At 73.3% G+C, this 14,678-nt stretch carries 11 protein-coding genes and 1 pseudogene; 5 read left to right on the top strand and 7 right to left on the bottom strand.

Features of this window, described 5'->3' with window-relative positions; translation table 11 throughout:
- Nucleotides 1-479: pseudogene (locus tag CCN51_RS40875) on the top strand (hypothetical protein); the annotation flags it as partial.
- A gap of 50 nt (nucleotides 480-529) precedes the next feature.
- Here CCN51_RS40875 and CCN51_RS40870 read toward each other — a convergent pair.
- The 5 genes from CCN51_RS40870 to manD form a co-directional block, all read right to left on the bottom strand.
- A complete protein-coding gene (locus CCN51_RS40870) occupies nucleotides 530-1,357 on the bottom strand; it encodes an eCIS core domain-containing protein (RefSeq protein WP_014181571.1) in 828 nt (275 codons plus the stop codon).
- A gap of 195 nt (nucleotides 1,358-1,552) precedes the next feature.
- Nucleotides 1,553-5,065, bottom strand: a complete 3,513-nt coding sequence (locus CCN51_RS40865; protein WP_014181572.1) for a phosphodiester glycosidase family protein — start codon at nucleotides 5,063-5,065, stop codon at nucleotides 1,553-1,555.
- 279 nt (nucleotides 5,066-5,344) lie between these two features.
- Complete coding sequence (locus CCN51_RS40860) at nucleotides 5,345-5,761, bottom strand: YchJ family protein (protein WP_014181573.1); 417 nt, start codon at nucleotides 5,759-5,761, stop codon at nucleotides 5,345-5,347.
- A gap of 64 nt (nucleotides 5,762-5,825) precedes the next feature.
- Entirely contained in the window at nucleotides 5,826-7,331 is a 1,506-nt protein-coding gene (locus CCN51_RS40855; RefSeq protein WP_014181574.1) for a mannitol dehydrogenase family protein, read from the bottom strand.
- Entirely contained in the window at nucleotides 7,328-8,536 is a 1,209-nt protein-coding gene (manD, locus tag CCN51_RS40850; RefSeq protein ID WP_014181575.1) for a D-mannonate dehydratase ManD, read from the bottom strand. The genes CCN51_RS40855 and manD overlap by 4 nt, the downstream gene beginning before the upstream one ends.
- A gap of 97 nt (nucleotides 8,537-8,633) precedes the next feature.
- Here manD and CCN51_RS40845 point away from each other — a divergent pair, with 97 nt between their 5' ends.
- The gene (locus CCN51_RS40845; protein WP_014181576.1) at nucleotides 8,634-9,392 is read left to right on the top strand and encodes a GntR family transcriptional regulator; all 759 of its coding nucleotides are present in this window, start codon (nucleotides 8,634-8,636) and stop codon (nucleotides 9,390-9,392) included.
- A gap of 95 nt (nucleotides 9,393-9,487) precedes the next feature.
- Here the strand turns inward: CCN51_RS40845 and CCN51_RS40840 are convergent, their stop codons facing one another.
- Both CCN51_RS40840 and CCN51_RS40835 read right to left on the bottom strand, forming a co-directional pair.
- A complete protein-coding gene (locus CCN51_RS40840; protein WP_014181577.1) occupies nucleotides 9,488-9,730 on the bottom strand; it encodes an Lrp/AsnC ligand binding domain-containing protein in 243 nt (80 codons plus the stop codon).
- Nucleotides 9,730-10,287: a GNAT family N-acetyltransferase gene (locus CCN51_RS40835; protein WP_014181578.1), complete on the bottom strand. Its 558-nt coding sequence runs from the start codon at nucleotides 10,285-10,287 to the stop codon at nucleotides 9,730-9,732. The genes CCN51_RS40840 and CCN51_RS40835 overlap by 1 nt, the downstream gene beginning before the upstream one ends.
- A gap of 50 nt (nucleotides 10,288-10,337) precedes the next feature.
- On the opposite strand from CCN51_RS40835, the gene CCN51_RS40830 reads away from it, so the two are divergent.
- The 3 genes from CCN51_RS40830 to CCN51_RS40820 all read left to right on the top strand — a co-directional run bounded on the left by CCN51_RS40830 (nucleotide 10,338) and on the right by CCN51_RS40820 (nucleotide 14,647).
- The gene (locus CCN51_RS40830) at nucleotides 10,338-10,928 is read left to right on the top strand and encodes a helix-turn-helix domain-containing protein (RefSeq protein WP_014181579.1); all 591 of its coding nucleotides are present in this window, start codon (nucleotides 10,338-10,340) and stop codon (nucleotides 10,926-10,928) included.
- Between the two features lie 201 nt (nucleotides 10,929-11,129).
- Entirely contained in the window at nucleotides 11,130-12,866 is a 1,737-nt protein-coding gene (locus CCN51_RS40825; RefSeq protein ID WP_014181580.1) for an ABC transporter ATP-binding protein, read from the top strand.
- The gene (locus CCN51_RS40820; RefSeq protein WP_086860715.1) at nucleotides 12,863-14,647 is read left to right on the top strand and encodes an ABC transporter ATP-binding protein; all 1,785 of its coding nucleotides are present in this window, start codon (nucleotides 12,863-12,865) and stop codon (nucleotides 14,645-14,647) included. The genes CCN51_RS40825 and CCN51_RS40820 overlap by 4 nt, the downstream gene beginning before the upstream one ends.
- The last annotated feature ends 31 nt before the right edge of the window (nucleotides 14,648-14,678 follow it).

Here is a 14,678-nt window from a genome sequence, read left to right as displayed (position 1 = left end):
GCGGCGGGGACTCCAAGCAGGGCGGCTCGGGAGGTTCCGGCGGCGATGCGTCGCAGTCCCCGGGTGGCGACGCGAGCGCGGCGCCCGGCGGGGCGGGCGGGTCCGCCATTGCGACGAGCGCCCGGGTGCAGGTGCGGGACCGGGTGGGGGGCGGCTCCGCGCAGGAGACCGCGTACCAGGTCCCCGAGGGGAAGACGCTCCAGCTGACCGACATCGTCGTCCAGAACCCGCAGGGCGACGCCGGCACCCTGGTCATCTCCAGCGACGACGGGCAACTGCTCAACCTCGCGCTGGAGAACTTCCGCGACTCCGACTACCACTTCGTCACCCCCATCGAGGTGCGGGCGAAGGGCACGGTCACGATCTCCGTCAGCTGCCGGGAGGTCGGCAAGCCGGTCAAGGCCCCCACGCCCTCCCAGTGTTCGGAGTCGCTGTTCCTCGGTGGCAAGCTCGCCCCGAGCAAGGAGACCAACGGCTGAGGCCAATGGCTGAGGCCGGTGGCTGACCCGGGCTGATTGACGTACGGGTCTTACGCCTCGGGCGGGGACTCCTCCTCTTCCTCGGCCCCCTCCTCCGGCGCTCGCTGTACGAAGGAGCCCTGTACGTCGGCCGGTTCCTCGTCCTCGTCCGCAGCCTGGCGCTGCACCGGGGCCGCGGACGGTGCCGGTGCGGGGGCCTCAGCCGGTGCGGGCGCGGGGGCCGGGGCGGTCATCGCCCGCTCCGCGTTGGCCGACGCCTCCTGCTCGAAGCGGTCCGACGGATCGCTCACCCGGATCCCGCCCGGCGCCTCCGTACCGTCGACCGGGCCGCTGCGCTGCTGCATGACATGGGTGAGCTCATGGGCGAGCGTGGTGCGGCCCTGGTGTGAGGCCGGGTCGTAGCTGTCCCGTTGGAAGACGACGTTCTCGCCGACGGTGTAGGCCCGCGCGCCGACCTCCCTCGCCGACTCGTGCGCCGCCGAGTCCGTGTGCACCCGCACCCCGGAGAAGTCGGCGCCGAGCCGGGACTCCATGTCGGTGCGGACTTCGGTGTCCAGGGGCTGTCCACCGCCGGAGGAGATCACATCGTGGACGCTCGAGCGCTGGTCGTCCTCGTCCGAGGCGAGGGCCGGGTCCGGGGACGGGGCGGTTGGGGCCCTGTCCCGTTGGATCGCCGATCCGAGGGCCGCGTTGCCGATGGTCCGCTGAAGGGTGCCCATCCCGGAGCGGCCGATCACCTCCGTATGGCCGGTGGCGACGGCCTTCAGCAGGTGGGGAAGGTCCGCCGACTGCTGAAGGTCCGTTCGCTCCGGCGTCTTGAAGGACTCGTCGTGCTCATGTTCGTGCTCTTGTTCATGTCCTTGGTCGTGTGTGCGCATCTGCCGCTCCCCGGGGAATAGCGGAAGTCCGCTCCCAGCGTCGCGGGAGGGGCCGGGAGTCGTCCAGGTCCGGCCCCGTCGGGGAGGGGCAGCGGGGATTGCCCCTTCGGGCAGTCACCCGCGGCCCCTCGCCTCTACGGTCCGGTCCTGTGGCGCCTCAGCTCCGTAGCCCCGCGGCCCTTCAGCTCCGCTCCGTCATGCCGCCGGGGCAGATCCCCCGGCAGCGCGGGCCGTGACCGTGAAGCTCGCCTTCGCCACCGCCCCGTTCACCGTCACCGCCAGGGTCGCGGACCCCGGCCGCAGCGCGGTGAGCCGGCCCGTCGTCGGGTCGTACGCGGCGACGTAGCGCGGCCGGTGCCGGGCGGCGTCGTCCGGGTCGCCGATGAAGAGGTTCGGCGATCCGGTCCAGTCCGCGCTCACCGGGAAGCCGACCGGCACCCGGCGGGGGTCGGCGCCCTCGCCCTGGAGCACGGTCGCGGTGGCCTCGGCGTGCTGCCCGGTGGGCAGTTCGGCCGGGGCGGTGACGGTCAGCCCGTCCACATGAGCCCGGGTCTGTACGGACACCCAGTCGGGCCCGCCGGTCCAAGGGGCCTGCCGGGCGCGCGCCTGCTCGTGCTGGGAGACCTGGTCGACGCCGACCATGGACCAGCCGGTGAAGCCGCCCTGGCCGGGCGGGGTGGACGGGTTCTTGCCCGAGTTGCCGTTGATCAGATACGGCACGCCGTCGACCCGTGAGGCGTGGAAGGTCCCCACATGGCCGCCGATGAAGGCCGCGCCCTTGCCGGTCGTACGGCGGAACTGGGCGAGCCAGCCCTCCAGCAGCGCGGCCTCCTTGCGGTCGCCGAGCTGGCTGCCCTGCTGCGGGGTGGGATCGCGCGGGGGCACATGCTCGATCACCATCACCGAGCCGACCGCCGGGTCCTTCGCCGCCGCGTCGAGCTGGGCGCGCAATGCCTGGATCTGGTCGAAGCCGCCGCCGCGCAGGCTCAGACTGGAGGTGTCCAGGGTGATGAAGCGGGTGCCGCGGTGGTCGAAGACGCGGTGCGCGGGGCCGAATTCGGCCTCGAAGTTGTCGATCTTCCCGCCCATCACCTCATGGTTGCCCGGCACGTAATACCAGGGCACGGCGTCGCCCAGCTCCTCGGTGAGGACCTTACGGGCGAAGGCGAGGTCGGCGGGGGAGCCCTCGTCGACCAGGTCCCCGTCGATGACCACGAAGTCGGGGCGCGCCGCCTTGATCTCGCGCAGGGTGCGGCGGGCCTGGACGACGATCGCGCTGTCCGGGTCGCGGGCCACGAACTGGGCGTCCGACATCACCGCGAACCGCCAGTCCCGGCCCTCGGCGCGCGCGGCGGTGGTGATCAGCGGGTCCGGATACGCCGTCTGCTCGGGCAGGTCCACGGCGGGCGGGACCTGAGCGGTGAGGTCGTCGATAGTGATACGGCCGGTGTACTGGCGGGTGGCACCGGTCTCGGCGAGATAGAAGCGGTTGATCTTCAGCGGATACGAGACCCCGGCCGGGACGGCGAAGTCGACATGGCGCCAGCCGGTCCAGGTGACATACGGGCCGCGCAGCAACTGGTCGGAGCCCGCCGCGTCCTTGAGATGGAGCGTGGGCCACGCGCCGTTGCCGTCACCCTTGATCCACAGGCCGAACGACTGCGGCTGGCCCTCCACTTCGATCTGCTGCGGCGGGCTGACGTACGCGGCGCGGGTGGCGGTGGACTGGGTGAAGTCGTACGTCAGCTCAAGACCGGTGCCGGTGTGCCCGTCGGGCGTGGCCGCGAGCGAGCCGGAGGCGCGGGCCTGGCTGAACTTCCACTGCGCCGCGTCGTCGAAGGCGGCCTCCTGCCGCTCGGTCAGCCCCACGGTGACCGCGAGCCGGGTGGTGGTGCCCGCCACGGTGACCTTGATCTGGCCCGCGCCCTGCCCGCCGTGGGCCTTGACCGTGAAGTCCCCCGAGTCCTGGTCCGGGGTGATGTCGAAGAGGTCGTGGTCGTAGTCGAGCCGGACGTCGGACGGTTCGACGGGCGCGCTGGTGCCGTGCGCGTCCAGGCCCACCACCCCGAAGCGGCCGGTGGCCTCGGCGTCCTTCAGGCCGATCAGCCGGGTGGTGGGCTGGATCCGGTCCAGGTCGTCGAGGACGGTCAGCTCGATATCGCCCTTTGCCGCCCCGCGGCGGGCCGTGACCTGCGCGTCGCCGCTGTGCCGGGCGGTGAAGGTGCCGTCGGCGCTCACCCGTCCGATACGGGGGTCGGCCGAGTGCCAGGTCGCGGCGCCCTCGGCGGGGCCGTACGTCTCGTCGTATCCGGCGGCGGTCAGCCGCCGGGTCAGCCCCGGGAACACGCGCTCGGGGTGGCCGCCCTTGACCGGGTCGACGGTGGGCGCCGACCCGGCGGCGGCCGCGGTCTCCACCCAGAAGCCCTTGAGCCGGCCGCTGCCGTCGGGGGCGGTGAAGGCCAGACCGTTGGGGACGGTGCGCTCGCTGCCGTCGGACGGGCTGTTCTCCACCCGCGCCGTATCGCTGCCGGGCGCGCGGGCCACCAGTGTGGAGGAGCCGCCGCCGTCGAGGTTGAGGGCGCTGTAGGAGCCCGCGTCCTTCATCATCACGCCGAGTTCGGTGAGCGTGACGCCGCCGCTGTCGGCCTGTCGCCCGTCCACGGTGAGGACCTGCATCGTACGGCCGTCGCGGGAGAAGCCGACCGCGGTGCGCGGGGCGGCGGTGTTGTTGCCCTCGCCGTCATGGCCGACCGCCTCGCCGTCCACGACCAGCAACTCCCGGCCGCTGACGGCTGTGTCGGGCACGTCGCCGCTGTCGGGGCGCGGGTGGTACTCCCATGAGACCGCGTCGCCGACGGCCAGGCTCGCCAGCGCGTCGGCTCCCGCGTCGCGGCCGATCAGCAGGGTGGTGCCGGGGGGTATCGCGCCCTTGCCGGGCGCGGTGGCCACGGAGGTGACCTTGCCGTCCACGACGGCCACTTCGGCGGTGCGCTTCGTTCCGGCCCCGTCGACGGTCTGGGCGCGGTCCGCCTCGCCCCACTGGGCGGTGTACGCGGCGATGCCCTGGGCCGGCACATTGGCCGAGTTGAGCGCGGCGAGCGGGCGGGTGCCGCCGGGGAGGGTGAGCGTGCCGTCGAAGTACAGCTGGAGGACCCGGCCCGCGTCGGCCGGCCCGATGCCAACCGCCCGGCCCCCGGCCGCGCCGGACGAGGCCGAACTGACCACCCGGCCCGCGCTGATGCCGGTCCCCTCGGGGGCGCCGGTCTGGTTGATGTCGAAGAAGTCGCCGTTGATGGCGGCGACCGTACGGCGGCCCGGCCCCGGGTCGTGCTCGGCGGCGAGCTCGGAGACGGGCTCGCGGGTGGCCACCTTGTCCGGGTGGAGGTAGTCGACCTTCGCGCCGCTCGCCAGGTCCACCGACAGCGAGTCGACCCGCAGCCACTTGTCGGACTCCAGCCGGTCGTACGAGGTCAGCTTCACCCCGGGGGCGACCGGCCGCGAGCTGCGGGCGGTCTCGATTCCGTCGCCGTCGACGACGGACCGCACCGAAGCGTCGCCGCGCCCGCTGGCGGCCGGCGGCGCGATGGGCCGCAGCATCTCGGCGGAGGACCGGGGCAGCGGCTCGGGAGCGGGGGAGTGGGGGCTGTCAGCGGCGGCCTGACCGGCGGCGCCCAGCAACAGGGCGGACACCGCGGCCAGTACCGCCACGGGTCTGACGAGAGCGACAGGGGGCACGGCAACTCCAGAAACCCTCGGCTTCGCGTGGTTCACACGCACAGCGCCCCAGCATCCCGGGGGGAGTTGACCTTGCGCCAGGAGTCGTCGGCAACATCCTGGGAAACATCGCGGCGTGCGGCGCGGCCGGTACGGCGGCGCGTGAACCGGCGTACATCGCGGCGCACACCGCACCGCGCGAGCCGGTGTGAACCGGCACGAAACGGCGTGCGCCGGCCATCGCGGGATTAGCGGGTTTCGCGGGGCGGGCGCTCAGGAGTCGATGACGCCGTCGAGATAGACCCAGTCCCCGTCGTGGCGTACGAAGCGGCTGGTCTCGTGGAGCTCCCCGGCGCGGCCGCGCTCGGTGTAGTGGGCCCGGAACTCGACGGTGCCGGTGGTGTGGAACGCGCTGCCCTCGGTCGTGGCGAGGACGTCCAGGCCCCGCCAGCGCAGCCCGGGGTCGAAGTCGACGCGCGGCGGCCGGGTGTCGGGGTGCCAGCTGCGCAGCAGATACGCCTCGTCCTGGCGGACGAAGGCGCTGTAGCGGGAGCGCATCAGCTGCTCGGGGGTGGCCGCCCGGACCTGGCCGCGGTGCAGTCTGCCGCAGCAGTCGTCGTAGGCGGCGGGCAGCCCGCAGGGGCAGGGCGCCGGGCGGGGCGGCTGCGGGCGTCGTGCGCGTCGGGACATGGCCCCATTGTGACGGGGCGCGCTCCGCTCCCCGCCCTGGGGCCCGGGGCGGGGAGCGGCGCGCTCACAGTGGTGGGACGGTTGGGGAGTTCAGCTCCCGGTGGACCGCCGTGACCAGGGCAGTGTCCTCCGCCAGGTCCTCCGCGCCGAGCAGGAGCAGCAGTGTGCGCAGGGCGTCCGGGGCCGGCCGGTCCCAGGCGCGGCGCAGCTGCTCGGCGGCCGGGTCCTCGGCGGGGGTGTCCCGGGTGGCGCGGGCCCAGGCGGCGAGCGCGGCTGCCAGCAGCGGGGTGTCGTGGCCGGTGGCGCGCAGCTCCCGCAGCGGGGCCAGCCACCGCTCGGGGATCTTCAGCGAACCGTCCGCGGCGATCTGCCGGATCCGGTGGTGCATCGCGGGGTTGGCGAAGCGGCGTACGAGGCTGTCGACGTAGCCGGGGATGTCCAGGCCGTCCGCCGGGGGCAGGCTCGCGGCGGCCTCCGCGCAGTAGGCGCGGACGGTGTCCTCGCCCCATCCGGTGGCCATGACATCGGCCACGGTCTCGCAGCCGGCCGCCATGCCCAGATAGGCGATGAGCGAGTGCGAGCCGTTGAGCAGCCGGAGCTTGGTGAGCTGGTACGGGGCGACGTCCGTGACGAAGCGCGCGCCCCCGGCCTCCCAGCGCGGCCGGTCGGCGGCGAAGGCGTCCTCGAGCACCCACTGGGTGAACGGCTCCGCGGTCACCGCGCCCTCGTCGCGCAGGGTCAGGGCGCGGGCGGCGGTGCGCAGATCGCCCTCGGTGGTGGCGGGGACGATGCGGTCGACGACGGTGGAGGGGAAGGCGACCGCGGTCGCCGTCCACTCCAGCAGGCGTTCGCGTTCGTGCCATCGGGTGGCGGAGAGGAAGTCCCGTACCAGGCGGCGTACGACCGCGCCGTTGCCGGCCATGTTGTCGCACGAGACCACCGACAGGGGCGCGCCGCCGGAGCGCAGCCGGGCGCGCAGCCCGTACGCCAGCTGCCCGACCACGGTCGCCGGGGCGGCGGGCGCGCCCGCGAGGGTGTCCCGTACCGGATCGCTTTGCGCCAGGTCGCCGCTGACCAGCGGGTCGGTCAGGTCGAGGCCGCCGGTCGCGGGATCCCGGCGGTAGCCCTTCTCGGTCACGGTGAGGGTGACGACGGTGACGTCCGGGGAGGCGAGCAGTTCGGTGAGGCGGGCGCCGTCGTCCGCCGCGTGCAGCACCTCGGTCACCGTGCCGACGACGCGGGTGAGCGGCCCGTCGGGGCGGCGCTCGGTGAGCGAGTACAGCCCGTCCTGGGGGCGCAGCGCGTCCACGACGGCCCTGCTGCGCTGGGTGACGCCGGCGATTCCCCACCCGCCGCCCGCGGCCACCTCGGCCTGCTCCGTATAGACGGCCTGATGGGCCCGGTGGAAGGCGCCGATGCCCAGATGGACGATGCGCGGCCGCAGCGCGCCGGGGTCGACCGCGGGCCGGCTCTCGGCGGGGACGGCGTGCAGCGTCGCCGCGGACAGCCGCCCGGGGGCGGGTGTGGTCCGGTCGTGGGGTGTGGCCCGGTCGTGGGGTGTGGCGCTCACCAGTCGTGCACCGACCCGTCGGTACGGCGGTTCACCGGCAGGTACTTGGGGTCGTACGGGAAGCGGGCGGCCGCCTCTTCGTCGAGTTCGACGCCGAGGCCGGGGGCGTCCGAGGGGTACAGGGCGCCGTCGCGCAGCTCGTAGGTGGGGCGGAAGACCTCGTGGGCGAGCGGGTCGTGGCCCATGTACTCCTGGACGCCGAAGTTGGGGACGGTGACGTCCAGGTGGACGTTGGCGGACAGGGACACCGGGGACAGGTCGGTGGCCCCGTGGGAGCCGGTGCGCACCTGGTACAGCTCGGCGAGGTGGAAGATCCGCCGCAGATGGGTGATGCCGCCGGCGTGGACGACGGTGGCGCGGATGTAGTCGATGAGCCGCTCGGTGATGAGCTGCTGGCAGTCCCAGATGGAGTTGAAGACCTCGCCGACCGCGATGGGGGTGGTGGTGGCCTGGCGGATCTGGCGGAAGGACTCCTGGAGTTCGGCGGGGGTGGGGTCCTCCATCCAGAACAGCCGCAGGTCCTCCAGCCGGCGGCCGAGCCGGCCCGCCTCGGTGGGGGTCAGCCGGTGGTGGACGTCGTGCAGCAGGTGGAAGTCGAAGCCGAAGCGCTCGCGGACCGCGGTCAGCAGGCGGGGCGCGAAGTCCAGGTAGTCCTCGGTGGACCAGGTCTGTTCGTCGGGGAGGGAGGCGGCGGCGGGCTCGTAGACCACACCCTTGCGCACCCCGTAGCTGCCCGGCGAGCCGGGGACGGCGGCCTGGGCGCGGATCGCGCGGTAGCCCAGGTCGCGGAAGCGGGCGACGTCGTCGAGGAGTTCGGGCACGTCGCCGCCGCTGGCGTGGCCGTAGACCATGGCCCCGTCGCGGGCCCGGCCGCCCAGCAGGTCGTACACGGGCATGCCGGCGACCTTGCCCTTGATGTCCCACAGCGCGGTGTCGACGGCCGCGATGGCGGTCATCGTCACCGGGCCGCGGCGCCAGTACGCGCCTTTGTAGAGGTACTGCCACATGTCCTCGATACGGGCCGGGTCCCGGCCGATCAGCAGCGGTACGAGGTGGTCGCGCAGATACGAGGCGACCGCGAGCTCACGGCCGTTCAAGGTCGCGTCACCGAGTCCGGTCACGCCGTCGGACGTGGTCACCTTCAGCGTCACGAAGTTGCGGCCGGGCGAGGTGACGATGACCGTCGCCTCGGTGATCGTGGCCATGTGCTGCTCCTTGGGGCCGTGGATCCTTGGGGGCTATACTGGTCGACTACCATACAAGTATGGCGGCCGAGTGGGTCAAGGGACGGGAAGGGGCTCGATGGCACCGGTGGAAGGACTGCACGCGGCTCGTTCCCGGGGGCGTAACACCCGGCAACTGGTCCATGAGGCGCTGCGTTCGCGCATCGTCAGCCTGGAGTTGGAACCCGGGACGGCCATCTCGGAGAACGACCTTGCGGCCGAGCTCGGCGTCAGCCGCACCCCCGTGCGCGAGAGCCTGATCCTGCTCGCCGACGAAGGTCTCGTCGACATTTATCCGCAGATGGGGACGTTCGTCTCGCGTATCCGCGAACGGGACGTCGCGTCGGCCCAGTTCATCCGGGAGGCGCTGGAGCGCGCGGCCCTGCGCGACGCCGTCGGCCGGACCACCGAGCGCGACATCGCCGATCTGAAGGCGCTGCTCGCCGCCCAGGAGGAGGCCGACCGGCGGACCGACCGGGAGGGCTTCTTCCGGCTCGACGAGGAGTTCCACGCCCGGCTGATGGCCGTCAGCGGACACGGCTCCGCCTGGCCGGTGGTCAGCCAGGCCAAGGCCCAGCTCGACCGGGCGCGCCGGCTGTCGCTGCCGCTGACGGCGCAGATGACCCGGCTGGTCGGCCAGCACCGGGAGATCGTCGAGCTGCTGGAGGCGGGCGATCTGGACCGGGCCGACGAGGCGCTGTGCTCGCATCTGCGGCTGGTCTTCAGCGATGTGGAGAAGATCCGGGCCCGCCACCCCGAGCTGTTCAGCGACCAGGACGCGCCCGTACGCCCGCGCCGCGAGACCGCCCGGCGCGGCGGCTCCCGCAGGGAGACCTGACCCGGGCGATCTTTTCGGGCTCCCGGTGATCCTTTCGGCCTCGGGCCCGTACTCGGCCCCGTGCCCGGGCCGTCACGGCGGCGGCCCGCCGTACGTCACGGTGCCGGGGCGGCACGCTTGGCGTAGGCGGTGATCATGGCTGTCTCCATGCGGTCGACCCCCTCCAGGGAGCCGACGCGGTCGGTGAGATAGGTGTGCAGGGCATCGGCGTCGCGGCAGACGGCGATGGCCAGCAGGTTGTGGGCGCCGGTCGTCATGCCGACGAAGGCCGTTTCGGGGTCGGTGGCCATCGTCCGGGCGATGCCGCCGAGCCGGGCGGGGGTGACGGTCAGCTTCATCACCGTCGCTCTGTGGGCGGCAGGCCGGGCTCGTGATCGGGCCCCTGTCCCGACAGGGGCCGCTGCATGAGCAGCGTGTCGATCCAGCGGCCGTGCTTATGGCCCACGGCGGTCAGCCGGCCGGCATCGGTGAAGCCGAAACGGCGGTGCAGGGCGGCGGAGGCGTCGCTGCCGGTGTCCGCGATGACCGCGATCATCTGCCGTCGCCCCGCCCGGGTGGCCTCCGCGATCAGCGGGCCGAGCAGGGCGGTGCCCAGCCCCCGGCCGGTGGCGTCGGGGGCGAGGTAGATGGTGTCCTCCACCGTGTGCTGGTACGCGGGCTTGGGCCGCCACGGCCCGGCGTACGCGAAACCGGCCACGGCGCCGGAGAGTTCGGCGACCAGGAAGGGCAGGTCACGGCCGGTGAGTTCGTCCAGCCGCTGCTCCCACTCGGCGGCGGAGCGGGGGGTCTCGTCGAAGGTGGTCACGGTGTGGCGGACGTAGTGCGCGTAGATGTCGGCCACGGCCTTCAGATCGGCGTGGACCGCGGGGCGGATGGTCGCTTCCGGGGACGTCATGGCGACGGTGCTCTTTTCGCTATAGAGGAATGCATTGTTATTATAGAGGAATGCTGGATCTCCTGACCTTGGGCACCCGCGTCCAGGGACTACGGCACGAACGCGGCCTGACCCTTCAGCAGTTGGCCGACGCGGCCGAGGTGAGCGTGAGCATGCTGTCCTCGGTCGAGCGCGGCCAGAAGGCGCCCACGGTCCTCGTCCTCGCCCGCATCGCCGACGGACTCGGCGTACCGCTCGCCGAGCTGGTCGCCGAGCCCGAGGACAGCCGTGTCATCGTGCGCCGGGCGGCCGACCAGGACACCGTCGAGGAGCCCGGAGGGTGGCGGCGGACCATCCTCACCCCCGTGGTGCCCGGGGTGAACTTCGAGTGGATCCGCACCACACTGCCGCCCGGCTGCGACGCGGGCCGGTTCCCCGCGTACGCCCCGGGCTCCCATGAGTTCGTCGTGGTGGAGTCGGGGACCCTGCGGCTGACCCTTGCGGGCAGGACGGTGGACCTCGACGCCGGAGACTCGGTGTACTTCGCCGCCGACGTCATCCACGGCTACGCCAACCCCGCGCGCGTGCCGTGCGTTTACCTGGTTGCCGCGCTCATCATGCGGCCCCGGGCGGCCCAGCCCCGAAGGAACGGCGCATCCTGACGGAATGGCGCACCCTGACGGAGCCCGGTGAAAAGGAGCCCGGTCGCTCGGCGAACGGGAGCCCGGTGAAAATCGGTTGCCCGCCCGGTGAGCCCCCTGCTCTACTCACCGCCGGCAGATCCGCCGTACAAGGAGGCCCGATGAGGCACACGTTCATGTCCATTCACCCCACCCCTGCCATTCGCGCGAAGGACATGACGTTTGTCGACCTCATCGACTCTGCCCGCCGCAAGGAGGACGTCCTCCGGTAGGCACGTACTCCGCTTCCTCCTGCCGGGCCGCGGCGCCGCCGTACTCCTGGCCCTGACCATCACCGCCGCCACCGCCCTGCCGCTGGCGGCACCCCAGTTCACCCGCCGGCTCGTCGACGGCGCGAACGCCGGCGACGACACCCGCACGCTCACCCTCACCGCGCTGGCCTACCTCGCCCTGGCCGTCGCCGGACAGGGCGCCCGTACCGTCACCGCCTGGCTGGCCGGCCAGGCGGCCTGGGACGGCACCAACCGGCTGCGCGAACACCTGGCCGAGCACACCCTCGGCCTGGACCTGGCCTTTCACGGCCGGCACACCCCCGGCGAGCTGATCGAGCGGGTGGACGGCGATGTGTCCGCCATCGCCGACTTCGTCGTGGCGTTCCTGCTGGACGTCGTGGCCGGGGTGCTGCTGCTGTGCGGGGTGATCGCGGTGGTGTGCGCGGTCGACCCGCGCATCGGCGCGGCCCTGCTGGTCTACTGCGCGCTGATCGGCCTCGGCATGGTCCGCGCGCAGCGCCTGACCGTGCCCGCGGCCACCCGCGCCCGGGAGGCCGACGCCGCGCTCTTCGGCTTCCTGGAGGAACGGCTCGCCGGAGCCGAGGACCTGCGCGCCAACGGGGCGGGCGAGCACACCGTACGCCGCTTCCACCAGGCCGGCGCCGTCCTGTGGCGCACCGGTCGGCGAGCCAGCGCGGTGGGCAGTGCCGTTCTGGCCGCCACCAGCGTGGCGTTCGCGACCGGCACGGCGCTCATGGCGGGTCTGTCGGGCACTCTCGGCATCGGCACCGCGGTGCTGCTGTTCCAGTACACGCTGATGGTCCGCACCCCTTTCGAACGGCTGATCGACCAGCTGCGCCATTACCAGACCGCCCTCGCCGGAGTGGCCCGCATCGGCTCCCTGCTGGCCGAGCGCCGCACGCTGACCGTCCCGGCCGCCGCCGAGCAACTGCCCGCGAGCGGGCCGCTGCGGCTGGAGCTGGACGGCGTCGACTTCGCGTACGGCGACGAAGGCAACAAAGACAGCGAAGGCGGCGAGCCGGTGCTGCGCGACATCACCCTCACCCTCGCCCCCGGCGAGACGCTTGGCCTGGTCGGCCGCAGTGGCAGCGGTAAGACCACCATCGCCCGCCTGGTGGCCCGGCTGTACGACCCGACCGCGGGCGCCGTCCGGGTCGGCGGTCTTGACCTGCGCGAGGTGGACACCGCCTCGCTCCGCGACCGGGTCGCCGTGGTCACCCAGGACGTGCAGCTGTTCGCCGCCGATGTCCGGGACAACCTCACGCTGTTCCGCTCCGGATACGACGACGACCGGCTGAGGGCCGTCCTGGCCGAAGTGGGGCTCCCCGCCTGGGACCTCGACGCCCCGCTCGGCACGGTCTCCGCGGGCCAGGCGCAGCTGCTGGCCTTCGCCCGGGCCCTGCTCGCCGACCCCGGGCTCGTGGTGCTCGACGAGGTGTCCAGCCGGCTCGACCCGGCCACCGAGCGCCATATCGGCCACAGCACCGCCCGGCTGCTGACCGGCAGGACCGGGGTGCTCATCGCGCACCGGCTCGAATCGCTGTCCCATGTGGACCGGATCGCGGTCCTGTCCGACGGCAGGGTCGTCGAGCACGGCGGGCGGGAGGAGCTACTGGCCGACCCCGCCAGCCGGTTCGCGCGGATGCTCGCGGGGGTGCGCCGATGAGCCGGCTCACGGCGGTCACCGCCACCCTGGTCCGCTTCGATCTGCGCCGCTTCCTCATCGGCGGTCTGCTGTGGATGCCGGCCAGCGCCCTGCCGCTCGTCGGCGGGCTGATCCTGCAGCGGATGTTCGACCACCTCACCGTGGGCCGGGTGCCGTTGCTGCTGTGCGCGGCCTTCGTGGGGGTGGAGCTGGTCCGCGGCCTGACCATCGTCATCGCCTGGACGTACGGCGACTACTGGTGGAGCGCGGCGGCGGCCCTGCTGCGGGGCAATGTGCTGCGTTCGATCCTGAGCGGTAAAGGGCGGGTGCCGCACTCGTCCGGTGAGGCGCTGGCCCGGCTGCGCGACGACGCGGCCGACGTGGTGGAGTTTGTGGACGAGTCGGTGCCGCTGGCCGGGGCCGCGCTCTTCAGCGCCGCCGCGTTGGCGATCATGGTGTCCATCCATCCGGCCGCCACCCTGGCCCTGATCGTGCCCGCGCTCGCGATCGGGGTGGCGAGCCGCCTGCTGAACCGGCTGACCGGGCGGCTGCACCGGCAGGCCGCCGCGCGCGGCGCTGCCGTCACCGGCCACCTCGGCGAGATCTTCACCGGAGTGCTCGCCATCAAGACCGCCGGGGCCGAGAAGGCGGCGCTGGAACGGCTGCGGGCCCACAACCGGCTGCGCCGCGACGCGGCGGTCAAGGACCGGCTCGCCACCGACCTGCTGACCACCGCCACCGGTGCGAGCGTCGAGATCGGTGTCGGCCTGGTGCTGCTGCTGGCCGCCCCGGCCATGCGCCGCGGCGAGTTCACCGCGGGCGACCTGGCGCTGTTCACCACGTACATCGGCTGGCTCACCGCCCTGCCGCGGACCGTCGGTTCGATCCTCGCCCGGATGCCCCAGGCGGCCGTCTCCACCGAACGGCTCACCCGGATGACCGGCCCGGACGACAGCGTGTCCCGCGACAGCGGCGTCTGGTTCCACCGGGACTACCCCGCCCCGGAACCGGCGGCCCACGACGACCCGCTGAAGACACTTCAGGCGCGGGGGCTGGCCGCCCGGCACGGCCTGCACGGGGTGGACCTGGAGATCGAACGGGGCACCCTCACCGTGATCACCGGCGCGGTCGGCTCGGGCAAGACGACGCTGCTGCGCACCCTGCTCGGACTGGAGCCGGCGGCCGGCGGCACGATCTGCTGGAACGGCAGCCAGGTGGCCGACCCCGGCGGCTATCTGGTGCCCGGCCGGGCCGCGTACGTCGGCCAGGTGCCGCGGCTGTTCTCCGCCACGCTGCGGGAGAACCTGCTGCTCGGCCGGGATCCCGAACACATCGAGCGGGCGGTGGGGGCGGCGGCGTTCGACCGCGACCTGGCCGCGCTGCCCGACGGCCTGGACACGGTGGTCGGCCCCCGGGGCATGCGGCTGTCCGGCGGCCAGGCCCAGCGGGTGACGGTCGCCCGGGCCCTGGTCCGCTCACCCGACCTGCTCGTGGTGGACGACCTGTCCTCGGCGCTCGACGTGGAGACCGAACAGCTGCTGTGGGAGCGGATCACCGGCGCCGCCACGCTGCTGGTCGTCTCCCACCGGCCGGCCGTACTGGCCCGGGCCGACCAGGTCGTCGTCCTGGACCGGGGCCGGGTGGCCGGGCGCGGGACGCTCGACGAACTGCTGGAGAGCTGCGCGGAGATGCGGCGGCTGTGGTCGCGGGAAACCCTGGATACGAGGGACGGCCTCGAAGCTCCGGGAACCAGGGACAGCCTGGCGACCCCGGAAACCAGGGACAAGGGGGCGGCGCTCTAGCGGGATCGCCGGGCGATGCCCGGGGCGGGGG

The organism is Streptomyces milbemycinicus, assembly GCF_002154605.1.
GTDB lineage: Bacteria > Actinomycetota > Actinomycetes > Streptomycetales > Streptomycetaceae > Streptomyces > Streptomyces milbemycinicus.
The sequence above is the reverse complement of the archived record's forward strand: the minus strand, read 5'-3'. Positions and strand labels throughout refer to the sequence as shown.

What these genes read in the sequence shown, in the direction of transcription:
- CCN51_RS40870 (WP_014181571.1), bottom strand. Translation starts at nt 1,357, where the DNA reads ATGCGCACACACGACCAAGGACATGAACAAGAGCACGAACATGAGCAC.
- CCN51_RS40860 (WP_014181573.1), bottom strand. Translation starts at nt 5,761, where the DNA reads ATGTCCCGACGCGCACGACGCCCGCAGCCGCCCCGCCCGGCGCCCTGC.
- manD (WP_014181575.1), bottom strand. Translation starts at nt 8,536, where the DNA reads ATGGCCACGATCACCGAGGCGACGGTCATCGTCACCTCGCCCGGCCGC.
- CCN51_RS40845 (WP_014181576.1), top strand. Translation starts at nt 8,634, where the DNA reads ATGGCACCGGTGGAAGGACTGCACGCGGCTCGTTCCCGGGGGCGTAAC.
- CCN51_RS40840 (WP_014181577.1), bottom strand. Translation starts at nt 9,730, where the DNA reads ATGAAGCTGACCGTCACCCCCGCCCGGCTCGGCGGCATCGCCCGGACG.
- CCN51_RS40835 (WP_014181578.1), bottom strand. Translation starts at nt 10,287, where the DNA reads ATGACGTCCCCGGAAGCGACCATCCGCCCCGCGGTCCACGCCGATCTG.
- CCN51_RS40830 (WP_014181579.1), top strand. Translation starts at nt 10,338, where the DNA reads ATGCTGGATCTCCTGACCTTGGGCACCCGCGTCCAGGGACTACGGCAC.
- CCN51_RS40820 (WP_086860715.1), top strand. Translation starts at nt 12,863, where the DNA reads ATGAGCCGGCTCACGGCGGTCACCGCCACCCTGGTCCGCTTCGATCTG.